Raw genomic sequence first — 24,515 nt, forward strand, 5'->3', positions numbered from 1 at the left:
TCTTTTACTGCGCCGCCCGGAGCCGGGCATAATGTTGGCGAATACGGGCGCGCAACAGACCTGTAGGATCATCCGGCACCCGCCGTAACTGTTGCTCAGACGCCTGATCCAGAGGTGCCACCGCCCCTGATCCAGCCTTTTCAGCGTTCTGTTGCGGATCTTCTGCCGGCTCTCCGTTGCCCAGCAGGGCGTCAGAAATCAGTTGGGACAGCAAGCCCGGGTCTTCTTTCTCTGCGGCATTTCCGGCCTGCGCCTCTGAACTGGATTGCTGATCCTGAGCACCTGAGCCGGACTGCTGCCCCTGCTGATCCTGCTGTTCCTGAGAACCTGAACCGGATTGCTGATCCTGTTGCTGATCCTTAGCACCTGAACCGGACTGCTGATCCTGCTGTTCCTGAGAACCTAAACCGGATTGCTGCTCCTGTTGCTGATCCTGAGAATCTGAGCCAGACTGCTGATCCTGCTGATCCTGCTGTTCCTGAGAACCTGAACCGGACTGCTGATCCTGCGACTCCTGCTGCTCCTCAGAACCTGAGCCGGACTGCTGCTCCTGTTGCCAATCCTGAGAACCTGAGCCGGACTGCTCCTGACCCTGATCCCGATCCTGTTGCTGTTGCTGTCGCTGTCGCTGTTGCTGTTGCTGTTGCTGTTGCTGTTGCTGTTGCTGTTGCTGTTGCTGTTGCTGTTGCTGTTGCTGTTGCTGTTGCTCAAGCAATTTCGCCACCAGCTCACGGTTATACAGCCCATTCTCATGCTCAGGATTGCCTGCTAAGAAACGGTCATAGGCATCCAGCGCGCCCTGAAAGTCACCGCTGTGGGCCAGCGAATTGCCCAGGTTGTAGTCTTTATCTCCGGATGGCAGGGCGGCATATTCTTTTGCGGCCGCCTGATAATCGCCGGCGCGGTACAGGGCAGTTGCCTGCCAGTCCGGTGATTCGAACGTCTGTGCTGCGGTGCTGAAATCATCGGCAGCAAAGGCTTCACTGCCCTGCTGATCCGGCGTTTGCCAGAGTCCCGTCCAGACAGACGGTGGTTCAGGAGCCGGTGACACGGCCCCCTTTCCACCAGCCTTTTCTGAAGCCATAGCCGTATCCGGCTGAAACCCGGCCACCCCCAGCATGCATAGCAGACCGAAGACCAGGCCGCGGCGAAACAGCAGCGGCGCAGCCAGCACCGGCAGCAGTAACAGCCAGTAACCGCTGTCCACCCAGCGGTCAGAACGGATATCACTGCTGTCACCGGCTGATACAGCCCCGGCATCCTGTGGTAACAGTTGTGCCAGATCTTCACCGCCCGGCGTGATCAGCGCCATTGCTCCGCCCCCCTGACGGGCCAGTTGCGCCAGCCCGTCCAGGGGGAGCCGCGAAACATATGCCGAACCGTCGGCATCACTGATGACCTGTCCGGAAGCGGTTTGCAGTGTCGCACCTTCTGCGGTGCCCACTGCCAGCACAGATACCTCATAGCCCTGTTCACGGGCCGCCTGCGCCGCCTCTAAACTGGCCTGCGGACGGTCGCCCAGACTGTCCGTCAGCAGAATGATCCTGCCCGACCGTGCGCCGGTACGCTGCAACAACTGTGACGCTTCATTAATCGCCAGATCAGGCCGGTCTCCCAGTACCGGCATCAGCCCGGTAGACAGTTCCGGCAACATCTGTTCAATCACCTGCGCATCTCTGGTCAGCGGGGCCGCAACAAAGGGAATATCGGAATAGATCACCAGCGCCCGGTCATTGCCCCGGGTTTCAGCCAGTAAATCCCGCAGTTTATGAATGGCCCGTTTAAGCCGGCTGGGGGCAATATCCGTCCCGTTCATAGACTGCGCCAGACTCAGAACCGCCACCACCGGCTCACCACCGTTAAATAATGGCGTGTCAGCTTTTTTCCAGCTTGGCCCCGCCAGACCGGTAATCAGCAGCGCCAGCACCAGCGCCACCACGCTCCAGGACTTACGCCGCTTAACCGGGGCACTGCCCGCTAATGAAAGATGCGCTAACAGATGCGCATCAATGTAACGCCGCCAGTTATCCTGCCCCTGCGCAGCCCCCCGGCGAGCCAGCAGCACCAACAACACCGCTGCAGGCAGCAGCACCCAGAGCCATTCCGGACGCAGAAAATGAAACTGTTCAAACATACCGTTCATCACTGAACCTCCGCACGGTTAACCCGGTTTACACTCAGCACACCGCCGACTAACAGGCTGAGTACAGCCAAGAGTGCCGTCAGCCCCAGCGCGATCCCCGCCGGCCAGAAATACAGGGCGACTTCCGGCCGTACATATACCGGCTCACCGCTGACTGGCTCCAGCCGGTCAATGGCCCGGTAAATGCTGGCCAGCCCCTGTTCATCGGTCGCCCGGAAATATTCACCGCCGGTCATGGCAGCAATGTCACGCAGACTTGTTTCATCCAGACCCTGTGAAGGGTTGACCACCTGCCGGCCAAACACAGTATTCACCTGCACGGCATCCGCTCCCACACCAATGGTATAAATCCGGATACCGAGTTTTTTAGCCAGCGCAGCCGCCTGCAGGGGGTCCATAACACCTTCGTTGTTGGCACCGTCGGTCAGCAACACCAGCACCCGACTGTCTTCGGCCCTGTCTTTCAGGCGTTTGGCAGCAATGGCTATCGCATCGCCAATGGCGGTTTTCTGGCCGGTCAGCCCCACCTGTGCCTGACCCAGCAGTTCCCGGACAGCTTCACGGTCAAAGGTTAACGGCGCCTGCAGATACGCCCGGTCAGAAAACAGCACCAGGCCGACACGGTCACCTTCCCGCCGCCGGAGAAAATCATCCGCCGCCTGTTTCACCACAGCCAGCCGGGTTGCCCGCTGTCCGCCACGGGTCAGATCTTCCTCTTGCATTGAACCGGACAGGTCGATGGCCATCATCAGATCCCTTCCCTGTGCCGGCAACGGAACCTCTTCCCCCACCAGTGCCGGCCGCGCCAGTGCAGTCACCAGTAATCCCCAGATACTCCAGGCCATCAGCAAGCGCCACAGGCTCTGACCCGCTGCACCGGCAGCAGAGGTCTGCTGCACCGAAAAGCGGGCATAAAATGGCACGCGCAATGCCCCGCCAGTACCTGCAGCCACCGGTTTCAGATACCGGCGGGCAAGCAACGGCAGCGGTAATAACAGAAAGGCCAGCGGCCATATAAAGGTAATCATGTATGCCTCCTGATCCAGTGCTCGCTTTTATCCAGCAGGCTGCTGTGATCCGGCATTTCATCGTCTGCAGGAAAATGATCCTGCTGACGGTACGGCGCACTGGCAATAAACCCGGCAATCCCGGATGCCATCCCCTGCCTGCCCTGACACAAATACTCACGCCATTGCCCGTCACTGAGTTTGCCCGATTCCCGGTTACCCGCCGCCATGGCGATCCGATGCAGCAGTACTGATAAACGGGTCGCCAGCTCAACCGCATGCATATCAGCGGCCCCGCGCCGCAGCAGCGCCAGCTCCTGAAGGGCGATATACCGCAGGCTGCGCCGGTGAAAATACCGATACACCAGTACCGCGATGAGTAACGTGACAACAGCGCCTGCGGCCAGCCACCAGCCCGGTGCCAGCGGCCACCATGAAACCGCTTCCGGTAAGCTGATATCCCGCAGTAACGCCAGCTGGGCCTGAACATCAGGTGTAAGATTGGATTCCATCTTTAGCTCCTTGCCGGCCGAGGGCTGAACAGGCTTGCAGGGGATTCAGGGGTACTGATCTGATGCAACACCATGCGGTGCTGCGCACTCAGTTTTTTCAGTCGCTGGCTGCGATACTCAAAAGCACTGGCGTAATCTTGCAGTGCCTGTTGCCCCAGACGGTTCAGTTGCAGGGTATCCCGGCCATTACTGATCCGTCCTGCAGTTGCCGGCAATGCCGAGTCCAGCGGATCGCTGATCTGAATGTTGATCATGTGGGTACGGCCCGCCAGATATTTCATCTCCCGTTCACAGGCGCTATCCAGATCCGCAAAGTCACTGATCACGAATACCATGCTGCCGGGCCGGCAGATCTGACGCAGCCGCCGCAGGCCATCACTTAAAGACGTTTCCTGCAGCCCGGCTTCATCCGCCATCCCCTGTTGCCGGGTTTCCCGGGCGACGGTATCGAGAAACTGTAAAACTGAACCCCGGGTGCGGGCCGATCTGAAACTGTGAATATTGTTGCGCCCCAGAATCAGCGCGCCGATCCGGTCACCGCCGTCGTGGCCAATCCAGGCAAGTTTTGCGGCAACTTCAGCTGCCAGATGTGATTTAAAGCGCACCCGGGAACCGAACTGCATCATGCTGCGCAGGTCCAGCAGGAGGTATACCGGCCGTTCCCGCTCTGCCTGAAACAGCTTGGTATGGGCCTGCCCGGTGCGGGCAGTGACACACCAGTCGATATTTTTAACGTCATCCCCCGGCTGATATATACGCGACTCAGCAAACTCCATTCCCTGACCAAGAAATGCCGAGCGGTTAGTGCCCCACTGGTGGGTCTGAACCGGACCGGACGGTGCAAAGCCGGTTGCTCTCCGCGGCGGTCGCATCTGAATCAGTTCTTTTTTACTGAGCTCAATGCCCGGCGCGACAGCTTGTGTCTGTTGCATCAGTACACCCTCCCTGTCAGCTCACCGGCACACGGTCGATCAGGGTGGAAATGAACTCATCGGCAGTTTTACCGTCGGCCTGGGCTTCAAAACTGAGGATGATACGGTGGCGCAAAACATCATGAACCACCGCCTGCACATCCATCGGCGTGACAAACTCAGAGCCCCGCATCCAGGCGTGTACCCGGGCACAGCGATCCAGCGCGATAGTACTCCGCGGACTGGCGCCGTAACTGATGACATCCACCATATCTTCGCCATACATGAACGGCCGGCGGGTCGCCTGAATAATCTGAATAATGTATTGCAGCAGGGATTCAGACGCATGGGTCTCCAGTGCCTGCTGGCGGGCAGCAAAAATTTCTTCAGCGCTAATCAGCCGCTGAGGTTTTGTCACTTCGCCCCGGGCCTCACCGTGAACAATGCGCAAAATTTCCCGTTCAGCTGCAGCGCTGGGGAAATCAATATTTACATGCAGCAGAAAGCGGTCCAGCTGAGCTTCCGGCAGCGGATAGGTTCCTTCCTGTTCAATCGGGTTCTGCGTGGCCATGACCAGAAAGAGCGCCGGTAACGGATAGGTTTTGCCACCCACTGTGATTTGCCTTTCAGCCATCGCTTCCAGCAGTGCCGACTGCACCTTGGCCGGTGCCCGGTTGATCTCATCCGCCAGAATCAGACTGTTAAACAGCGGCCCTTCCTGAAAGGTGAAACTCTGCTGTTCCGGCCGGTAGATGTCCGTGCCGGTCAGGTCACTGGGCAGCAGATCCGGGGTGAACTGAATCCGGCGCGCATCGCAGTCGATGGCTTCCGCCAGGGCATTAACGGCCTTGGTTTTTGCCAGCCCCGGCGCGCCTTCAAGCAGAATGTGACCGTCGGCAAACAGTGCCATTAACAGGCGTTCAACAAACCGTTCCTGCCCCACAATCCGGGCGTTCATATGGGCTTTCAGGTAGGGGATCAGTCCATCATTCAACTGATCCGTTTCCTGCAGTACAGCATTAGTATTCATCGGTTTTTCCTCTTCATCAAAAAACCAGCAGGGCAAAGAAAAAGAGACCGGCCTGCGCCGGCCCCAACGGTGAACAGATTAAGATTTACTGATGGTTTCCCAGGCGAAGCCCTGCTTCGGCGTGTCTGCCACACCGTAGTCTTCGATTACCAGAGAGGTCTCAATTGCTTTGAGGGCGATGTTTGCTTCGTAGAAGCTGCCATCCTGCAGATCATCCAGCGCGTTATTCAGGCTGACAACGGTCGGGGCGACCGGCAGCATGGCGTATTTAAAGTCCAGTTCAATGCCGCCTTCAATCATGGTTTTAACCGCGGCCTGCGAGTCACCCTGCTGCGCCAGTTGCCCGGCCTGATTAATGACTTTTGCGTTTGATTCAGTGGGCTGGAAGCCTTCGTTGAACTCCACCGAACTGTCGACGGGAATACCGAAACCGGCATCACCATCCAGCTCAACCGCGTAATCGGCCACACCGGCATCAAAGGTCTCCAGCGCCTTCTGTACCAGATCGATAGCAGCATCCGTCTGGCCTTCAAACAGGGCCACACGGGCAGCACGGGTATCAGATAAAACCGACTTAGCATGGCCTGGAATCTTGATACTTTCGATCACATATACCGCCGCACTCTCCTGAGTAGCCGCTTTGCTCTGGCCAGCCATGGCCAGACCGGAAACACTGCTGGCGGCCAGAATGCCGGTGAATGCTAATGCGATTTTTGTAGAGGCTGTTTTCATGATTATCTCCAGTTCATTCATTTGATGCTGAACAGAGTAAGCCCTGATATTCACCCCCACCTTTAACCAGCTTTAAAAAAATTTAAACTTTCATAAAAACGCTAACCTACTGTTTTAAAACAAGTTCAGGGCAATAAAAAAGCCCGTCCGGCAGGCGCCGGCGGGCTTTTGGTCCTCGCTCAGGATGGGTGATTCAGAGCGTTTCCAGGGTAACTTTTATCTGTTCAAGGATCATTGAACGGGCAGTAGCTTCGTCGGTTTCCGGTACTTCCCATTCCATGATTCTCAGGTATTTATCCACCAGCTTATGGACGTCCTGAGTGATATGGCTATGCAGTTTGGCAATTTCTGCCTGTTGTATGTCTGACATGATCTGTTCCGGTAAGCGTTAATCGGTGCAGCAACTGAAAGCCGGGCCCTGACCTGTGCATCCATAAGCGGCAGGAGTCGGTGCGCGGGTACACAGTCACAGCAGAGGCCCGGCATTGTCATTGCAAGACATCCTAATTTAGCGCCCTGAAGGCTTCCCCATGCGCCTTCACAGCAACCGTTTCAGATGTTGAGGAACAGCTTAACCCCCGAAGTTCGGCTGAAATTCGGCAAAAGTTTAAAATAATTTAAAGTTTTGGAATGCGTTCCGGGATAAGCTAAGGAACCAACTTTGGAAACAGTATCCGGATTGTCAGGCCCGGCCCGGCATCCGCCAGGGATATACGGGCCTGATGGGCATCCGCAATGGCTTTCACCAGCGCCAGACCCAGCCCGTTACCCGGTGTTGTGCGGGACTGGCTGAGGCGACTAAAGGGTTTGAAAACCGCATCACGCTCATCTTCAGGAATCCCCGGACCGTTATCTTCTACCGTCAGCATCACGCCATCACCCTGCTGCATCGCGCTGATTTGCACATGGCTGCCTGACGGACAATGGGTAATGGCATTGGTCAGCAGGTTAATCAGCAGTTGCTGAATCATGCCTGCATCGCAATACAGTTTCAGCTCAGCCTGCTGCTGAGGCATAACAGTCAGCCGGATTCCGGCGTCCTGAGCACCGGGTTCCAGCAGGTCATGGATTTTTTCCACCAGACCGTACAGTTCAACCGTCGCAAAGCTGCTGCGGTCGGTGTGGGCCTGAATACGGGAAATCCGCAAAATGGTATCAAAGGTCTGGTTCAGCTGTTCCAGCTTACTCAGCGCCTGACTGATTTCCTGTTCGGGATCTTCACCCCGGTCACACTTATCGCCGGCTTCATAAAGGGCAATCTGAGCATGTGATAAAGGCGTTTTAAGATCATGGGCAATGGCAGTGGCAGTGGCCTGAATACCGTTCACCAGTGTTGCCAGATGCTGCAGCTGAGCATTCATCTGCAAGGCGATCAAGTCTATCTGATCGGGCTTTTCTGAAACGGGAATCCGGGCGCTCATATCACCGGCAGCGATGGCTTTCAGAATCTGCCCCATGCGCTGCAATTTACGGTAAGAACGGCGGCTGGCCAGATAACCAAGAATTAAAGCCCCCAGAGACAGGAACACCCCGGTGACCAGCAACCAGAAAATCAGCTGAATTCTGGCGGCATCAATGTGCGCCGTGCTTCGCCCGATGACCAGGGTCATGCTGTTCAGCTGTATCACCCGGGCATGGTAATTCTGTTCTTTATCAGGCTGAGAATCTGCTAACGTCAGACGGGTTTTGCGCCAACCAACAAAGTCCGGCATCAGGCTTACCTGGCCGGCCAGATGTACCTGGTCTTCATCGAACAGCCCCAGTGCATGGTCAAACAATACCGACTGCCTGCCGAGTTCTTCGATGGTTTTGGTAAGCCCGGGGGTGCCCTCTGCGTCGTAAATGTCTTCAAACAGCAGGGCTTCTTCTTCAAGCTGGGCCCGGGTTTCATTTTCAAGGGTATTGGTCACGGCGGAAACCAGCACAGTGCCGGCCACCAGTAACATGACGATGAATACCGCCAGCAGCTGAACCGCAACCCGAAATGCTGATCCGGCGGTAATATTAGCGAGGGGCACGGAGGCTGTATCCCATATTACGGACGGTATGGATCAGTTGCTCAGCAAATGGCTTATCCACTTTCTGGCGCAACTTACTGATATGGGTTTCTACTGCGGTGGTACCCGGGTCAAAATTCAGATCCCAGACTTTTTCCAGAATGATGGTTTTACTGACCACCCTGTTGGCGTTTTCCATCAGTAATTCAAGCAGGGCAAACTCTTTGTTCTTAAGTTCAATGTGCTGCCCCTGCCGTTCGGCCATCCGGGTCAGCAGATCCAGTTTCAGGTCATGTACCACCAGCTCAGTTTTTTCGGTACTTTCACCCGGACGCCGGGACAGCACGGTGATCCGCGCCAGCAATTCTGAAAAGTGAAACGGCTTAACCATATAGTCATCGCCGCCGGCCAGCAGCCCTTCCACTTTGTCGTCCACATCGGACATGGCCGTGAGAAAGATCACCGGCAGCTGGCTGCCGGACGCCCGCAATGCCTTAACCACCGACAGTCCGTCCATGCCCGGCAGCATCCGGTCAGCAATGAACAGATCGCACCGGTTATACAGGCAATAGGTCAGGGCTTCCCTGCCATCGGTCACCCAGTCCACTACAAAGCCCTTTTCGATCAGCCCTTTGCGAATGTACTCAGCGTTGACGACATCATCTTCAGCCAGCAAAATTTTCATCAGTGTTCCGTTCACCTGGTTGCACATTGGTCCGGTTATCAGCGGTTTAAGTACTGACAACCGGATACAACATAATTATCCCGTATGAGGAGTGCAACTGCTAAATACTTCTTAGCAGGTAAACAGAAGCCGTTAATCCGGCCTGGATTCCAGCACGGCAGCCTGATCAGACTGAGGCTTCATTGAAAAATAAAAACAACCGGAGCGCCCGGTATGGCAGGCAGGTCCGTTTTGCCTGACCAGACACAGCAGGCTGTCGCCGTCACAGTCAGTGCGCAACTCCAGCAGTTCCTGAGTATGGCCGCTGGTAAGGCCTTTCTCCCACAGCTGATTCCGGCTCCGGCTCCAGTATGTCACATGGCCTGTTGCCAGGGTTTTACGCAGCGATTCAGCATTCATCCATGCCTGCATCAGCACCTGACAAGTATCGGCACACTGAGTGATTACCGGGATCAGCCCATCCTGATTGAAAGCGAGTTGCTCAAGCAATTCATCCAGTGACACGCGGTGTCCTGCGGCGGCATTTTCCAGCGCTAAAAAGTATTGATTATGCATACCGCTGATCCTCAGTTGGCAAAATCAAAACTGAGAAACACCCGGGGGTCTTCAGGGCTGGCCGCCGGCGAACGGTGAACAATGCCCCGTCCTTCATTTTGCCACCAGCCATCGCCCTTCAGGAGCACCACACTGTACGGTGGGACGAAGTGTTCTGCTGCAGTATCAGACCCGGCCACAGCCTGTTCCCGCCATTCGGTGGTGGCACCGGTATAGGTCGTTACCAGCCGGCAGGGCACCTTATCAACATGAAACTTCGGACACATGGCCTGCTGCAAGACCTGCAGGCGTACGCCAATACGGGGCAGATCAAACAGACAACTGAACATGTCAGCCAGCAGCGCCACATCCTCAGTAAAGGCAGCCTTGTCCGGATGCTCCGGCAATACATCATTCAGCCAGTCTGCAACTTCCGGTTCAGACAGCACGCTGGACTTACTGGTGAAATGACACTCAGATCCGGCCAGAAACCGGGCATAGTTCAGTACGGCCTGTTCAGCCTGCCGCTGCCAGTACACCAGATTCAGTTCCGGCCGGTAGATCTCACTGAGAATAACCGGCTGGTTGCCGCTGCACACATGGGCCGGCTGTGCAGGCAAAGCCAGTGCCGCGGTCATCTGCGAACCTCTTTATTAGCCGGTTGTGCGCTCAGGCCGGGCGCTGTCCAGTGAGCTTTAGCTACCGCATCATGCCCGTGCAAACTTTCAAAATGACGCACCTGCACGGTTGCCAACGAATACTCACACACGGCATCGAGAATCCGCCGGCTGGCATCTTCCACATACATCAGATTGCTGCCGTTACGCAGTGCAAAAGCCTGTTCATCGGCGCGTTTCACAAAGGTCTGCACCGGGGTTTGCAAGGCGGACTCAATCCGGTCAATCAGCGTTATCAAACCAAAATTTGACGCCCGCCCCGGCACTCCGACCGGCACTCCGACCGACACCCGCGCCACACTGCGCTGGCTGTGTGGTGTGGCGACACTGCCTTCTTTCATCAGCCACTGGCTGACTTCAGCAATATCAGGCCGGAAGTCACCGGCAAAGGCATCATTAAAATGTTCACTCAGCGCCTGACGGGACAGCGCCGCCGAGCAGGGACAGGTTGAGGAATAGGCAACTTCAACCGTCGCAGACAGGGTGGCATAGCCGTCTTTATCCGTACTGGCAGACAACTCTACACCGTAGCCCTGCCAACCTGCCGCCTGTTTAGTCAGCAACGCAGGACGTGACAATAATAAATCAAACCGCAGCGTAAGCGCCGCCTGATCTGAGTGACAGTCTTCATGGCTGTGCACACATGCCTGTAAACAGTGCAGTACCGCCGGCACAGTCAGTGGCGCTTCCGTCAGCGCCATCAGGGCATGGTATAGCCGGGACATATGGATGCCTTTGCGTGCACCTTCCCCTCCGGGAAGATCGATTCCCAGATCAGCCGACGCGGTCACAGGAATGGCTTCCTGCGCGGAATCAGAGGTCAGTATTTGTAAGGGCAGTCTGATATTTTCCATACCCACCCAGTCCAGAGAGTGGCTGTGGGATGGTAACAGATGGCGGGCAGTATCCGGCAGAGAGGCGTTCAAGCAATGGCTCCTGAAATATAAAAAGAAAATCTATCGGTTACTGCCTCAGATCATCACAGATGTCGGCAAGCGCAGTAACCGGACTGCATTATTTTGTTATGTTATAACAATTCTTTTTATATCTACAAGCACGATTTCTCTGCAAATTACACACTCAGTAACCGCTGATGTTCCAGAGCGGCATAATGCAACTTCAGAAAATCCAGCAGTACTCTGAGTTTTTTGGTTTTCGCAGCGCCCGGCGCAAACACTCCGTAGACTTCAATATCGTTAAGCCGGTAATCATCCAGTACTGACTCCAGCGTGCCACCGTGGATTTTCGGCGCGGCATCATAGGCGGGAATCCGCCCCAGCCCGTGGCCGCCTTCAACAAACGCGGTACGGGCAGCTGCGTTATTGGTCGAAATATCCCCCTGCGGCCGGATGCTGAAAGAGCGCTCCCCTTTGCGCAGTTCCAGGCTGCCTGGCGACAGCTGGTACATCACCCAGTTATGGCGGCTGAGATCTTCCGGTGACTGTGGCCTGCCATGTTTACGAAAATAAGCCGGCGAGCCGCAGATATGGGTTTTCAGCACCGCCAGCTGCACTGCCTGTAAAGACGAATCCGCCAGCGGTGCCCCCCTGATTGCCAGATCAATGCCTTCTTCCAGAATATTCACCACCTGATCCGCCAGTACGATATCAAGCTCAATCCTTGGGTAGCGCTGCTTAAACTCATTCAGTGCCGGGACAATAATCTGCAGCCCCATATTTACCGGGCAAGTAATCTTCAGTAAGCCTTCCGGCACCTGTCTGAAGTTTTCCATCTGCTGCTGTGCTGAAGCGGCCTGTTCAGTGATGGTTTTACAGTAGGCATAATAACTGCGGCCCTCATCGGTCAGAGATAATGAGCGGGTTGAGCGGTTGAGTAATTGCACGCCTAACTGGCGTTCAAGCTTTTTTATATGATAACTCACCACACCGCGGGACAGCCCCATATGACGGGCAGCCGCGCTGAAACTGCCCCGGCCTGCTACGTGGGCAAACACCACCATACTCTTGAGCTGTTCAAAAGAGAGATCCATAAAGCCGCCTTTGTATTAATTATTAAAACAAAGTTACCAATTTTATAACCATTATGTAATGAAGCTGATTAATTCATACTGCAGATATTCTGGTTTCTTACTTGAAGGACACTGTTTATGTCACAGTTAAATATTCTTATGGTGCTAACTTCCCACTCTGAACTGGGCAATACCGGCGAGAAAACCGGCTTCTGGGTAGAAGAGTTCGCCGCACCTTACTATGTGTTTGCGGATGCCGGCGTAAATATCACCCTTGCATCACCCACCGGTGGTCAGCCGCCGGTTGATCCTAAAAGTGAACTCCCGGACTTCCAGACTGATGCCACCCGGCGCTTCGCTCAGGATGAAACGGCTCAACAACTACTGGCAGCCACTCTGCCCCTCGGCGATATCAAAGCTGATGATTACGACGGGATATTTTTCCCCGGTGGTCACGGTCCGCTGTGGGATCTGACAGAAGATCAGCATTCAATTGCGCTGATTGAAGCCATGATCCGCAGCAACAAGCCGGTTTCCGCCGTCTGCCATGCCAGCGCCGTATTACTGCATGCAAAAGATGCCACCGGTACGGCAGTGGTTAAAGACCGGGCGGTCACCGGCTTCAGTAACAGTGAAGAAGCGGCTGTACAGTTAACCGACATCGTTCCGTTTTTACTGGAAGATGCATTACTCGCTGCCGGTGCGGAATATCAGAAAGCCGAAGACTGGCACGCCTTTGCCGTACAGGATGGTCTGATCATTACCGGCCAGAACCCTGCAAGTTCTGAACTGGTTGCTGAAAAATTACTGGGACATCTGGACGGCTGAGTTATTTTCTTTTTGCCTGGCCTTCACCTCTTACCTTCACGTCTTAGGTGGTCTGTCATCCCCCCGATATGACCGGTGACAGGTCAGGCCCCCTATTCCGGGCCACCTGCGCTCAGCACTGGCCTCAGGCGGTTGCGGCTTTACGTCGGCGACCTGCTGAAGAGCGGGGCGTTTTAGCCGCTGATTTAGTTGCGGCCCCCTTCGCTTTACCTGTCGTCTTGCGGCGTTTGTAGCTCTTTTTCCGGGCCGGTGCGGCTGCTTTCAGTGAAGCCGGAATCTGCACCCCGGCAGAGCCTTCTACCAGCGTTTTTAAATGTCTCATCAAGGGTTGCATGAACCCGTCGTAGCTGCTCTGCTTATGACAGATATCATTAAGGGTGGATTCCCAGCGGGCGGTCATATCCGGTGTGGTCGCCGAATCCGGTAAGCAACCGATAAGCGCCTTACCTACCTCTGAAGCCCGAACCGCCTTACCTTCCCGGTACAAAAAACCCCGGGTAAACAGCAGTTCAATAATTCCGGCACGGGTAGCTTCAGTGCCCAGCCCGTCAGTTTCCTTCAGTATCTTGCGGATATCCGGGTCCTGAACATAGCGGGCAATCCCGGTCATCGCCGCCAGCAGAGTGGCGTCGGTGAAATATTTGGGGGGCTGGGTATGCTTTTCTTCCACCTCACCGCGCAGACAGTCAACCACCTGCCCCTGCTGCAGTTCAGGCAACTGCTGATCCTTGCTGGCATCTTTATTCAGTAAATGCTTCCAGCCCAGCTCCAGCGTACGGTGGGCATTACAGACAAACAGACCACCGGCAACCGTTACCTCAGCTTTGGTCTCAAAGTAACTGTACTTAGGCATGAACTGATACAGATAGAAGGTTGCGATCAGGGTATAAATTTTCTTCTCAGTTTCGCTCAGAGACGCAGGCATTTTACGACTGGTGGGAATAATCGCGTGGTGGGCGTCTACTTTGCTGTCATTCCAGGCGGCGCTGCGCCGGCTCAGGTCCAGCATTCCGGACACCTTCTCAAAACTTGGGCAGTTTGCCAGTACAACAGGCATAACATCTTTTGCCAGCCCGTGATGCTCCCGGGGCAGATACCGACTGTCAGAGCGGGGATAGGTAATCAGCTTGTGACGTTCATACAAACTCTGACAGGTATCCAGTACCGCCTTGGCATTCATGCCGAAGCGCTTTGCGGCTTCTATCTGCAGTGAAGAGAGGTTAAAGGGTAGCGGCGCGGCCTGCTGTTTCTGCTTCTGTTCCAGCTTTGTGACGGTGCCCGGTTGGCCGGTAATTCTGGAGGCGACATTCTCCGCCAGCGGCCGGGACAATACCCGCCCTTCTTCATCCTGATAAGGGGCACAGTTTTCACTGGGCTTCCAGCGGGCCTGAAAATCTTCCTGTTTTTCCGTCTGCAAATGGGCGGCTACTTCATAGAATGGCTTCGATACAAAGTCTGCAATGCTCTGGTCCCGCCGGACCACCAGCCCCAAAACCGGTGTCTGTACCCGGCCGACTGACAGTACGCCGCTATAACCGGCCTGCTGTCCGCGTAATGTATAGGCCCGGGTCATATTCATCCCGTACAGCCAGTCCGCCCGGGAACGGGCCAGTGCCGAGACTGAAAGGGGTACAAATTCCTGATTAGAACGCAGTTGCTGCAGTGCCCGGCGCACTGCACTGGCATTCAAGTCACTGATCAGGCAGCGCTGCGTGGCAGCTTTTTTTGCCGCACTGACACCTAAGTAGTTGATGACTTCATCCACCAGCAACTGCCCTTCCCGGTCCGGGTCGCCAACGTGAACCAGTTGATCAGCCTGCTTCACCAGCTTGCGCAAAACACTCAGCTGGCTGCGTGTTTTGCTGCGCGGCTGCAGCTTCCACTGTTCAGGCACAATGGGTAAATGCTCAAAACGCCACTGTTTATACTGGGGGTCATAGTGATCCGGTTCAGCCTGCTCCAGCAAATGTCCGAGGCACCAACTGACAACATCGCCGTTGCCCAGCCGGATGAATCCCTGATCTTTGCTGTGCGGTTTTGGCAGAACGTCAGCCAATGCCCGTGCCAGACTGGGTTTTTCGGCAATGTATAAAATCATAAATAGCTCAACCGGATACTTTACTGGCTAAATATACAGTTAAGCATTCTGTTACGGCAAGCCCCGTGAGCCACAGACACAAAAAAAGCAGCCACTGGCTGCTTTTTTCTCACCGCAAAGCGGCTTATTTTACGTAGTTCTGTTCCAGATACTGAATAATGTCACCGGACTCATACATCCAGCGCACACCATCCTGCTCTTCAATACGCAGACAAGGCACTTTCAGTTTGCCGCCATTCTGCTCCAGCTCAGTTTTATAATCCTGGTTACGCCGGGCATCCCGCACTTCCACATTCAGGTTAAAACGGCGCATCGCACGGCGAACCTTAACGCAAAAAGGACATGCTTCGTACTGATACAGGGATAAACTGGCTGTCTGCTTATCCAGCTCAGCCTGTTCTTCAGGGCTGCGCTGCATTTTTTTCGGCGGAGTAAGCGCATTCACCAGTAAAATAATACGGCCAAGAATCCAGCGAATAATAAACACTTCTATCTTCCTCAGAGAACAAAAACGGTGGGCGATTCTAGCACACAACAACCCTCTGTGACGATGCCGTAAATCCGCTTAACCGTCAGCACCGGATGCCTGCACGACAAAGCTGAAATAAAACTGAAAATAATAAACAAATGTTCGAACTTTTCCCGGGCACCGAAGTCACAGGCTAAGCTGTACAGGGATGAGACAAAATTAAAATTATTTACCCGGGGGTCTGCACCCTGCGAAACGAAGGACAATACCGTTCCCGTCAGCAGGCACCCGATAAAACCAATACAAGCTTGCAGCCCTGTTATGCAGCAAGAGCAGAATACGAGTTACGGTGCCACCATGCGTTTATTGATTGCTTCCTGTTTTACCCTGGTTTCTCTTTTCAGCCTGAACACTCAGGCAGCCTATATAAGTGATGATGTTTTTACCTATTACCACGGCGGCCCCAGTGATCAGTACAGGATCACCGGCCGGATCCGCAGCGGCACCAGCATCACCATACTGGACCGCAATAAAGACAGCGGTTACGTAAAAATCAAAACCGCTTCAGGGCGTACCGGCTGGTTGCCCGGCGCTAACGTCAGCGAAGGCTCAAGCATGTCGGTCCGCTTTCCCCAGCTGGAAGAAAAACTGGGTAAAAGTAATGCCATGATCACCCAGCAGAATGAGGTTATTCAGTCACTGAAGCAACAAACTGTGGGTCTGCAGCAGCAAAATAAAGAATATGCTGACACCATTGCCAAACTGGAGCTGGAAATTTCCAGCCTGAACCGCTCCATAAACAGCATGGATGATTCAAACCTGATGCGCTGGTTTACCTACGGCGGGCTGGTTGCATTCGGCGGTCTGGTACTGGGTCTGATTATCCCGCTGATTCCGCGCCGCAAGAAACGTCCGGACGTGTGGTAAGGATAAATCCAGATAAAGTCTTCAGATGCAAAAAACCGCCGTTATCCGGCGGTTTCTGTACTTAACTGATCAATACAGCCGGCCAGTTCGCAATCTCCGTCACGCAGACGTCTGCTCAGATCACGGGCCATGTTCATAAATATAAGCATGTACTGCTCGGCATCCTGCTGATAAAGCGAAAACAACTGATCGGCCTTGATTTCAATCGCATGGCAGTGATCATCAGCGATGACCACACCGCTGCGTGGGTAAACCCCAAGCAGGGCCATAGCACCGAAGCATTCTGTCGCCTGAAAACTGCGAATCTTATGCAGGTTGCCATTTCCACTGCCGTGCTTATACAGGGATGCATGGCCTGATACCACGATAAAGGCTGAATCGCCCCGCTCACCTTCGGAGAAAAAAGCCTCTCCCGGCACATGCTCAACGCATTTACAACCGGCAATCAGCATCCGGATACTGTCTTCCCGCAGGCCACCAAATACAGGCATGTTCTGCAATTGCTCAATAGGAATATCTACTGCCACGCGACTACTCAACTTTTCCCGAGACGACATTTTATTATGTCAAACTCGTGACATAATAAACCAAGCAGCGCCACGGTCAAACAGGCACTTTTACTCTTGGTAAAATCAAACGCCCAGCGGGGTTAAAGGTTACATAGCATCCTTTACTCAAACTGGTTGCTATACTGACAATATTGGCGCGGCTTCAGTCCCGGTTTATGGCATACTTCACCGGGTTACAGAGCTAATAACCAATAGCTATGTTTAATATAAACATTCACTATTGGCATACGGGTTAATAAATTGTTTCAATGTCACCCGTTCTTATGAGGAGATTATTTAGATGCAACGTGTGACTATTTTTGGTCGTGAAGGATGCGGATTCTGTGTCCGTGCCAAGCAACTTTGTGAAATCAAAGATTTAGATCATCGCTACATTGATATCCATAAAGAAGGTATCAGCAAAGAAGATCTGGAAAAAACCATCGGTAAACCAGTCACAACTGTTCCTCAGATCTTCCACGGAAAGGAGCACATCGGAGGCTTTACCGAGTTTTCTGCATTAGTCGCTGAGCTTGAAGAAGGAAATGAGCTCGAAGGATTCGAGCTGTAAGGAACTGACTAAGCAATAACCGCAATTAACAGCGAGCAAGCCTATGATTACATTATTGTCTTTAGCCGTTTTAGCTTGTCTGTTCGTGATTGGCTATAGCCTCAGAGACCATCTTAAAGGGCACAGCAGCCAACCGCAGGCAATCCGTATTCCTGTCGAAGAGCAACGCCGGCATCCACAGCGCCGCCGTCGCCGTTAGACCTGCAGAAAACGGGCCCGTTCCGAAAAGCCCGGACAACAGAAAAGCGCTCAGTCATGAAGACTCAGCGCTTTTTTTATACCTGCCGATACATCCCGCCGGTTAACTGGCCGCCCGGTTCAGCGCCAGCGCACCTCTGAGTATCACTTCAAGTTTATGCTGTACTTCATACAGCTCTGTTTCAGAATATTGCCGGGACGGTACCGCGCCCCATACAGGCGCAGGCCAGGCGGCATCATCTTCATAACGCACCACATGGTGCACATGTAACTGCGCAACCATATTACCGATAGCCGCCACATTCATTTTTCTGGCGGCAAAAATATCGTGCAGGTTCTCAGCCAGAAAAGAGGATTCATGTATAAGCTGTTGCTGCTCTTCTTCCGGCAAATGATAAATTTCTGTCGCGCCGGCCCGGCGTGGTACCAGAATAAACCAGGGATAGTTGGCATCATTCATCAGCAACAGCCGGCATAGCGGGAAATCACCAATATGAATGCAGTCGGCGGCGAGACGGGGATCCAGTTCAAATTCCAGCTCTAGCTCATCCATCATATATCTCCTTTGTGTAGCAATACCTTAACTCTAGCAGTTGAACAGCCTTCCCGACAGAACTTGTTGACTGTAAAGCAGTTTTTCTCATACTTACCGGTCAGCATCAGACAGAAAGCTGGATTTACCACAACCAACTGACTTACAGTAAGCACACTCCTCCAGCCACCAAACACTGCGCTATGACCACATTCAGTTTTCATAACTCCATCGCTGATATCGGCGAGGAAACCTGGGATGCCCTGGTCCACCGGCCAGACTGCGGACTGGATTATCCGTTTATCCGTTACGGATTCCTGCATGCACTGGAAAGCAGTGGCAGCGTCTCGATCAAAACAGGCTGGCAACCCTTTCATCTGGTCATCAACGATCCGGAACCGGTTGGCGTGATGCCTCTGTATGTCAAACAGCATTCCTATGGCGAATACGTGTTCGACTGGGCCTGGGCAGACGCCTACCAACGTTACGGCCTGGAATATTACCCAAAACTGCTCAACGCCATTCCTTTTACACCGAGCACCGGCCCCCGCCTGTGCCTGTCGGCTGACCTGAGCCCGCCACAGCAGGCAGAGCTGCACCAGGCGGCTGCTCAGGCACTGACACAGGTATGCCGGCAACATAAGCTGTCCGGCTGGCACAGCCTGTTTCTGGACACTGACAGCCTGCCGCTCCTCAGGGGTGACGGGGTTAAGCGCCGCCTGGGCAGCCAGTATCACTGGTTCAATCAGGGTTACCATGACTTTGATGATTTCCTGAGTACCTTCAGTTCCAGAAAGCGTAAAAACGTCCGCAAGGAACGGCAGAAAATTAACCAGCAGGCGATCAGCCACCGGTTTCTGAACGGCCAGCAAATCACTGACGCAGAACTGGACCGCTTTTACGACTTTTACCAGATCACCTACCTTAAACGGGGCCGTTCCGGTTATCTGAACCGCGATTTCTTTCGCCTGCTGTGCGAAAGCATCCCGGAAAACCTGCTGTTCTGTATCGCCAGCAAAGACGATCAGGACGTAGCCGCCGCCCTGTATCTGCAGGATTCAGCCACCCTGTACGGACGCTACTGGGGCTCACTGGAGGCGTTCGACAGCCTGCATTTTGAAACCTGTTACTATCAGGGCATCGACTACTGTATTGCGAACGGCTTAAAACGCTTTGACCCCGGCGCACAGGGAGAGCATAAAATTCAGCGTGGCTTTAAACCAATCGAAACCTGGTCGGTACACTGGCTGGCGGAAGCAGGATTCGACCAGGCTATCAGCCAGTTTCTTGCCGAAGAAGAAACCATGATGCGTGAACATATGGCAGCGCTGGAAGCCCAGTTGCCTTTCAAAGCAGATAATCCGGATGGCCGGGATGCAGACTAAACAGCATTAAAAGCACATCCATTACCCAATCTGGGTAATGACTATTCTGGCTACAGGCCAGTGTTCATCAGGGTTGTTGAAATTAAAGTGTTTTTTTCAGGTTTAGGGACAAAAGTTTCCCAGTACTTTGCCGATTAAATGAATTATAGTTTTGCAGTCAGGCAAAACCCTAGTTTCCAGTTAGGCGATTTATGGCATCAACAGAAAAAGACAATCAGGAGCTGCGCCGCGTTATCCGTCTTATGTCGAGTAAGATGGAGCGTAATGAGGCCATTCTGAAATCTTTTTTTGAGATGGAAATCCGCCTGCTGAGCTGTAGCACGCTGGCAGAATTACTGGACCTGCTGTTAGTTGAGTTCAAAGAATATTTCCGCCTGAGTTCTGTCAATCTGATCTTGCTGGACCCTGAAGGCGCCGCCCGGGATCTTCTGGATGAGTACGTGCCCCCAAAGCCCGGCCACACCCTGCGGTTTGTCAAAAATCAGCGCTTACTGAAATCAATTTTTCCGGTCCCTGAACTGAAGGCGGGAGAACTGGACAGTGAAACTAAAAAACTCGCCTTTCCCAGCAGCCCCTTTATTCTCAGCAGCGCCCTGCTGCCGCTGGTACGCCATGACTGCCTGATCGGCAGCCTGCACTTAGGCAGCAAAGATCCCGGGCGTTACAACGACAGTTTTGACTATGACTACATAAACCACCTGGCCTCTGTTATCGCAGTCTGTATAGAAAACTGCATCAACCAGCAGAATCTCAAACGCATGAGCATCATTGATATGCTCACCAAGGTACATAACCGCCGTGCATTCGATCAGGAAATCATCCGGGAACTGTCCCGCGCAAACCGGCACCAGACCACGCTCAGTTGCCTGTTTGTCGACCTGGACCATTTCAAGCTGGTAAACGACACTTACGGCCATCAGGTGGGGGACCGGGTGCTGCGCAGTGTGGGCCAGGTTCTTAAAAAGTCACTGCGTAAAACTGACTTTATTGCCCGTTATGGCGGCGAAGAATTTGCGATTCTGCTGCCCAAATGTGATGCCGCTCAGGCACAGCAAATCGGTGATACCATTCGCAGCAAAATTTTGAAAATGATCATGCATAATGATCTTGGAGAAGCCTTCCGGATCAGTTGTTCCATTGGCATATCCAGCTGTGAAGTGTCCCGTTATCACTGGGCATCACTGGAAGACCTGTCCACCCGGCTGCTGAAAGCTGCCGATGACGGTGTCTATACCGCCAAGCATAACGGCCGCAACCAGTGTGCCTACGAGCCGTTTGATCTGGAACCGCGCAGTGGCATTAAACTGGTATCTGGCTGAACCAAAAAAAACCGCCGCAGCTAATACTGCGACGGTCTTCTTTCATACTGCCGGTAAATCAGACAGCTACTTCCTGAGGTAATATAAACCAGCGCAGCGCTTCGGCATCTGCCGGCAGATCAAGCGCATAACGTTGCCCTTCCTGATCCCCCAGTAAAACGGCTTCCGCCTGCTGCAGTAAATCCGCATAGTCAGACGCAACTGTGACAGCCCCCAGCGGTTCTGCAGCCGCCATGAAATCCACATCATGCAGATTCACCGCTGTCTGCAGCCCCTGCCCCTGATACTTCCAGACGCCTGAAGCAGGATCATACTGATAATACGGTAACAGTCTCCAGCCATGGGCAGCAATCAGATCCACCGCCTGCAAAAGATACTGAAAGGTTGCCTCATCAATGAAATAGTTAAAGTTCAGCCGGCTCCAGCCCGGCCGCATAACCATCTGCGCCGCCTTTATCTGGGCTTCGACCGCTTTACTGTACTGCATATCCATCTCCAGCAATGCGTGGCCGTATGGCCCCGCACAGGAGCAGCCGCCACGGGCCTGAATGCCAAACAGATCATTCAGCAGCGCCACGACAAATCCGTAGTGAAGATCTTGCTGCCGGTGCTTAATCCGCAGGGAAACAATGGATAAGCGTGGTGCATCCGGGTTACCCAGCACCTCAATATTATCGTTAGCGCCCCAGTGCTGCAGCGCCCGGCGCACAAAATCTGTCTCAAGACGTTCGATAGTTTCAACCCCAACCTGCTGCTGCAACTTGAACACCAGACCGGCACGGACCGACTCAACAATCGCCGGCGTCCCCCCCTCTTCCCGACGCTCACCACTGTCGGTATAGCTGTGGTCTTCAGGGGTCACATATATCACGGTTCCACCACCGGGCACTGCCGGCACCCGGTTTGACAGCAGCGCTTTGTTCACCACCAGAATACCTGGTGTGCCTGGCCCGCCGATAAATTTATGAGGTGAAATAAAGACCGCATCCAGCGCACTTTCAGGCTGACCGCCGGACATCATATCAATGCCAACATAAGGCGCGGCGGCGGCATAATCCCAGAAGGCATAAGCACCGGATTGCTTCAGCAACCGGCTGATTTGTTCCACATTACTCTTCAGGCCCGTTACGTTTGAGGCTGCAGAGAAGCTGCCAATTTTCAGTGGCCGGTCACGGTATTCAAGCAGCCTGTCTTCCAGCACGGATATATCCAGCAGCCCGGACGCATCCAGTGGTATAACCACCACATCCGCAATGCTTTCCCGCCATGGCAGTTCATTAGAATGATGTTCGTAGGGCCCGATAAACACCACCGGGCGTTCAGTTTCAGGGATCATCGCCGCAAACTCATACCGGTCATTCAGATCCGCCGGTAAACGCAGATTAAGAATATCTACCAGCTTATGAATTGCAGCAGTCGCCCCCGATCCGCAAAAAATGACTTCATAGTCATCCCCGGCATTCACCGCCCGGCGGATTTCGGTCCGTGCCTGCTCACGTAACTGCCCTGTCTGTGCACCGGTATAAGAAGACTCCGTATGCGTATTGGCATAAAACGGCAACACCTGCCGGCGAATATAATCTTCAATAAAACTGAGACTGCGGCCGGATGCGGTGTAATCCGCATACACCAGCGGTCTGTTACCAAAAGGGGTTGCGATGCTCCGGTCTGCACCGATCACTGAATCACGTATATGCTGAATAAGCGCTGTCATACTGCCACTCCGAAAACTGCATTTAAAGAATGGATAAAGTATATGCACCCAGAGGGAAAATTAGTTTGCTTTTATTTGTAATATAAGCGCAAATAGTAGAAATTTATTTTCCTCTTTAAAAGAAAAACAGAAATTTATTTTACAAGCATCACGCCTGAGATAAACTGGCTTTACTCAGCCAGTAACCCGGATCACCTATGGACCTTAAAGACCGCCAGATACTCAACCTGCTCCAGGAAGACTGCAGCCTCTCCCTGCAGGCGCTTGCCGAACAGGTCAATCTTTCACCCACTCCCTGCTGGAAACGGATTAAGCGGCTGGAAGAAGCCGGTGTGATCCGGTCGCGGGTGGCACTGCTTGATGCAACCAAAGTCAATCTTGGGGTATCGGTATTCGTGCATATAAAAACCCAGCATCACGACAGTCGCTGGCTGGAAAACTTCGCTGTCAGGGTGACAGAACTCAAAGAAGTGGTGGAATGTTACCGGATGGCCGGTGAATGGGATTACTTGCTGCGGGTAGTGGTCGCCGATATTCAGGCGTTTGACGGGTTTTACAAAGAGCTGGTCAACCGGGTTGAAGGTATTAGCAATGTGACGTCCAGTTTTGCCATGGAAGAAATTAAGAATACTACCTGCTTACCCTTGCTTTGATTTACGGGCTCTGACTAGCTGGCCCTGGTTAACAAGCGGTGATTCAGAACGCCTGTCTGCTCAGAGCAGTTCAGCCAGCGAATGAATCCGCACATCGGTCAGCTCCGGCCACTCAACCGCGCCGGCGGCAGATACATGTACGGTCTGAGCATCTATGGCTTTACCGGCCTCAAGATCAAAGCGAAAATCGCCGACCATTACCAGCTCATCTCCCACCACCTGCCAGCGATGACAGAGCTTCTGCAAGCCTTCAGGGTCCGGCTTGGGGCGAGCTTCATCCCGACCAAGCACTTCATCCGCGTGGAAGTATTCCGCCACACCGATTGCCTGTAGGGAACTGATTGCAAAATCCTTTTTATTCCGGGTCAGAATGCCCAGTTTACAGCCGGCACGGTGCAGTCTGATAATCAGATCCTGCACCCCTTCTGCCGGCTGAGCCTGACGGGCATAATGCCCTTCAAGCTCATCAAGCCGCTGTAACAGTTTTTGCTTGTGCGGCTCAGGTGCCTGCTCGATTGTTTCGAGAATCATCTCACCTTCAGGTATCCCCAGCTCACGGCGCATATGTGCAAAATCATGCACCGGACGGGTCAGGGTACCGTCCAGATCAAAGACCCAGTGACGAAACTTATTCAGATCGAGCATGGCCGTTCCACTCAGGAATAATTAACGTCATTAAACGGATCGATCGGATTTTCCAGCGCACTGTCTTCACTGCGGTATAAAATCTGACCTTCCAGCTTAAAGCCCTTGCTGTGGAACCAGCGAATCACTTCTTCACGGCTTTCATCTGCTTTAAAGGATGCCTGCCAGGCCATACCTATCCGGTAAAAATACAGGACCAGCAGCGCAGCAGCAGCCCCCAGGTAAAACTCTGATGCGAAGGCAAACAGTAACGCAATCACACCGGCAATCCATACCCGGCTGGCTTTCGCCTCTTTCAAACGCTCGAAATGATCCCGGTAATTATCATCAAACTTAACAAAACGGCGAAAGTTCTGTTGCACATCATACTTATCCTGTGCAGCGATACTTGGCTCCATCACTCTTTTCCTTTCTTTTCTTGGCTCGTATAA

The 24,515-nt window shown here is 53.6% G+C and carries 27 protein-coding genes; 7 read left to right on the forward strand and 20 right to left on the reverse strand.

Features of this window, described 5'->3' with window-relative positions; translation table 11 throughout:
- Positions 1–4: 4 nt before the first annotated feature.
- From PCI15_RS14375 to PCI15_RS14435, 13 genes are all read right to left on the reverse strand, one after another.
- Entirely contained in the window at positions 5–2,143 is a 2,139-nt protein-coding gene (locus PCI15_RS14375) for a vWA domain-containing protein (RefSeq protein WP_271270643.1), read from the reverse strand.
- Positions 2,143–3,171 carry a VWA domain-containing protein gene (locus PCI15_RS14380; RefSeq protein ID WP_271270644.1) on the reverse strand — a complete coding sequence of 343 codons (1,029 nt, stop codon included), beginning with the start codon at positions 3,169–3,171 and terminating at the stop codon, positions 2,143–2,145. The genes PCI15_RS14375 and PCI15_RS14380 overlap by 1 nt, the downstream gene beginning before the upstream one ends.
- On the reverse strand, positions 3,168–3,662 hold the full coding sequence (locus tag PCI15_RS14385; RefSeq protein WP_271270645.1) for a DUF4381 domain-containing protein: 495 nt from the start codon (positions 3,660–3,662) through the stop codon (positions 3,168–3,170). The genes PCI15_RS14380 and PCI15_RS14385 overlap by 4 nt, the downstream gene beginning before the upstream one ends.
- Positions 3,663–3,664: 2 nt before the next feature.
- The gene (locus PCI15_RS14390; protein WP_271270646.1) at positions 3,665–4,594 is read right to left on the reverse strand and encodes a DUF58 domain-containing protein; all 930 of its coding nucleotides are present in this window, start codon (positions 4,592–4,594) and stop codon (positions 3,665–3,667) included.
- 16 nt (positions 4,595–4,610) lie between these two features.
- Positions 4,611–5,603 carry an AAA family ATPase gene (locus tag PCI15_RS14395; protein WP_271270647.1) on the reverse strand — a complete coding sequence of 331 codons (993 nt, stop codon included), beginning with the start codon at positions 5,601–5,603 and terminating at the stop codon, positions 4,611–4,613.
- Positions 5,604–5,681: 78 nt separating this feature from the next.
- Positions 5,682–6,335, reverse strand: a complete 654-nt coding sequence (locus PCI15_RS14400) for a YfdX family protein (protein ID WP_271270648.1) — start codon at positions 6,333–6,335, stop codon at positions 5,682–5,684.
- Positions 6,336–6,528: 193 nt separating this feature from the next.
- The gene (locus PCI15_RS14405) at positions 6,529–6,705 is read right to left on the reverse strand and encodes a hypothetical protein (protein WP_271270649.1); all 177 of its coding nucleotides are present in this window, start codon (positions 6,703–6,705) and stop codon (positions 6,529–6,531) included.
- A gap of 277 nt (positions 6,706–6,982) precedes the next feature.
- A complete protein-coding gene (locus PCI15_RS14410) occupies positions 6,983–8,353 on the reverse strand; it encodes a HAMP domain-containing sensor histidine kinase (RefSeq protein ID WP_271270650.1) in 1,371 nt (456 codons plus the stop codon).
- On the reverse strand, positions 8,340–9,017 hold the full coding sequence (locus PCI15_RS14415; RefSeq protein ID WP_271270651.1) for a response regulator: 678 nt from the start codon (positions 9,015–9,017) through the stop codon (positions 8,340–8,342). Before PCI15_RS14415 ends, PCI15_RS14410 begins: the two co-directional genes overlap by 14 nt.
- 132 nt (positions 9,018–9,149) lie before the next feature.
- Entirely contained in the window at positions 9,150–9,572 is a 423-nt protein-coding gene (gene hisI / locus PCI15_RS14420; protein WP_271270652.1) for a phosphoribosyl-AMP cyclohydrolase, read from the reverse strand.
- A gap of 11 nt (positions 9,573–9,583) precedes the next feature.
- A complete protein-coding gene (locus tag PCI15_RS14425) occupies positions 9,584–10,189 on the reverse strand; it encodes a DUF1826 domain-containing protein (RefSeq protein ID WP_271270653.1) in 606 nt (201 codons plus the stop codon).
- Positions 10,186–11,154 carry a GTP cyclohydrolase FolE2 gene (gene folE2, locus PCI15_RS14430; RefSeq protein ID WP_271270654.1) on the reverse strand — a complete coding sequence of 323 codons (969 nt, stop codon included), beginning with the start codon at positions 11,152–11,154 and terminating at the stop codon, positions 10,186–10,188. The genes PCI15_RS14425 and folE2 overlap by 4 nt, the downstream gene beginning before the upstream one ends.
- Positions 11,155–11,300: 146 nt before the next feature.
- Complete coding sequence (locus tag PCI15_RS14435) at positions 11,301–12,218, reverse strand: LysR family transcriptional regulator (RefSeq protein ID WP_271270655.1); 918 nt, start codon at positions 12,216–12,218, stop codon at positions 11,301–11,303.
- Positions 12,219–12,335: 117 nt separating this feature from the next.
- Here PCI15_RS14435 and PCI15_RS14440 point away from each other — a divergent pair, with 117 nt between their 5' ends.
- Positions 12,336–13,025 (forward strand): type 1 glutamine amidotransferase domain-containing protein, encoded by a 690-nt coding sequence (locus tag PCI15_RS14440; protein ID WP_271270656.1) that lies wholly within the window; start codon positions 12,336–12,338, stop codon positions 13,023–13,025.
- A gap of 124 nt (positions 13,026–13,149) precedes the next feature.
- On the opposite strand, the gene PCI15_RS14445 is transcribed toward PCI15_RS14440, so the two are convergent.
- Both PCI15_RS14445 and PCI15_RS14450 read right to left on the reverse strand, forming a co-directional pair.
- Positions 13,150–15,123: a DNA topoisomerase III gene (locus tag PCI15_RS14445; RefSeq protein ID WP_271270657.1), complete on the reverse strand. Its 1,974-nt coding sequence runs from the start codon at positions 15,121–15,123 to the stop codon at positions 13,150–13,152.
- A gap of 124 nt (positions 15,124–15,247) precedes the next feature.
- On the reverse strand, positions 15,248–15,610 hold the full coding sequence (locus tag PCI15_RS14450) for a glutathione S-transferase N-terminal domain-containing protein (RefSeq protein ID WP_271270658.1): 363 nt from the start codon (positions 15,608–15,610) through the stop codon (positions 15,248–15,250).
- Positions 15,611–15,949: 339 nt separating this feature from the next.
- Between PCI15_RS14450 and PCI15_RS14455 the strand changes: the two genes are divergently transcribed.
- Positions 15,950–16,519, forward strand: a complete 570-nt coding sequence (locus PCI15_RS14455; RefSeq protein WP_205656782.1) for a TIGR04211 family SH3 domain-containing protein — start codon at positions 15,950–15,952, stop codon at positions 16,517–16,519.
- Positions 16,520–16,560: 41 nt separating this feature from the next.
- On the opposite strand, the gene PCI15_RS14460 is transcribed toward PCI15_RS14455, so the two are convergent.
- Positions 16,561–17,046 (reverse strand): Crp/Fnr family transcriptional regulator, encoded by a 486-nt coding sequence (locus PCI15_RS14460; RefSeq protein WP_271270659.1) that lies wholly within the window; start codon positions 17,044–17,046, stop codon positions 16,561–16,563.
- A 322-nt stretch (positions 17,047–17,368) separates the two neighbouring features.
- On the opposite strand from PCI15_RS14460, the gene PCI15_RS14465 reads away from it, so the two are divergent.
- The gene (locus tag PCI15_RS14465; protein WP_205656784.1) at positions 17,369–17,638 is read left to right on the forward strand and encodes a GrxA family glutaredoxin; all 270 of its coding nucleotides are present in this window, start codon (positions 17,369–17,371) and stop codon (positions 17,636–17,638) included.
- Positions 17,639–17,681: 43 nt separating this feature from the next.
- Positions 17,682–17,837 carry a hypothetical protein gene (locus PCI15_RS14470; protein WP_271270660.1) on the forward strand — a complete coding sequence of 52 codons (156 nt, stop codon included), beginning with the start codon at positions 17,682–17,684 and terminating at the stop codon, positions 17,835–17,837.
- A gap of 102 nt (positions 17,838–17,939) precedes the next feature.
- On the opposite strand, the gene PCI15_RS14475 is transcribed toward PCI15_RS14470, so the two are convergent.
- Positions 17,940–18,389: an HIT domain-containing protein gene (locus PCI15_RS14475; protein WP_271274623.1), complete on the reverse strand. Its 450-nt coding sequence runs from the start codon at positions 18,387–18,389 to the stop codon at positions 17,940–17,942.
- Positions 18,390–18,571: 182 nt separating this feature from the next.
- On the opposite strand from PCI15_RS14475, the gene PCI15_RS14480 reads away from it, so the two are divergent.
- Together PCI15_RS14480 and PCI15_RS14485 are read left to right on the forward strand one after the other, a co-directional pair.
- Positions 18,572–19,753, forward strand: coding sequence for a GNAT family N-acetyltransferase (locus PCI15_RS14480; RefSeq protein ID WP_271270661.1), 1,182 nt, complete (start codon positions 18,572–18,574; stop codon positions 19,751–19,753).
- Between the two features lie 191 nt (positions 19,754–19,944).
- A complete protein-coding gene (locus PCI15_RS14485) occupies positions 19,945–21,072 on the forward strand; it encodes a sensor domain-containing diguanylate cyclase (RefSeq protein WP_271270662.1) in 1,128 nt (375 codons plus the stop codon).
- 58 nt (positions 21,073–21,130) lie between these two features.
- Here the strand turns inward: PCI15_RS14485 and PCI15_RS14490 are convergent, their stop codons facing one another.
- On the reverse strand, positions 21,131–22,786 hold the full coding sequence (locus PCI15_RS14490) for an aminotransferase class V-fold PLP-dependent enzyme (protein WP_271270663.1): 1,656 nt from the start codon (positions 22,784–22,786) through the stop codon (positions 21,131–21,133).
- Between the two features lie 197 nt (positions 22,787–22,983).
- On the opposite strand from PCI15_RS14490, the gene PCI15_RS14495 reads away from it, so the two are divergent.
- Positions 22,984–23,439 (forward strand): Lrp/AsnC family transcriptional regulator, encoded by a 456-nt coding sequence (locus PCI15_RS14495; protein ID WP_271270664.1) that lies wholly within the window; start codon positions 22,984–22,986, stop codon positions 23,437–23,439.
- Positions 23,440–23,499: 60 nt separating this feature from the next.
- On the opposite strand, the gene PCI15_RS14500 is transcribed toward PCI15_RS14495, so the two are convergent.
- Positions 23,500–24,084 (reverse strand): HAD family hydrolase, encoded by a 585-nt coding sequence (locus tag PCI15_RS14500; RefSeq protein WP_271270665.1) that lies wholly within the window; start codon positions 24,082–24,084, stop codon positions 23,500–23,502.
- A gap of 11 nt (positions 24,085–24,095) precedes the next feature.
- Positions 24,096–24,482, reverse strand: a complete 387-nt coding sequence (locus PCI15_RS14505) for a hypothetical protein (RefSeq protein ID WP_271270666.1) — start codon at positions 24,480–24,482, stop codon at positions 24,096–24,098.
- Between the last annotated feature and the right edge of the window lie 33 nt (positions 24,483–24,515).

This window comes from Aliamphritea hakodatensis, assembly GCF_024347195.1.
Classification (GTDB): Bacteria; Pseudomonadota; Gammaproteobacteria; order Pseudomonadales; family Balneatricaceae; genus Amphritea; species Amphritea hakodatensis.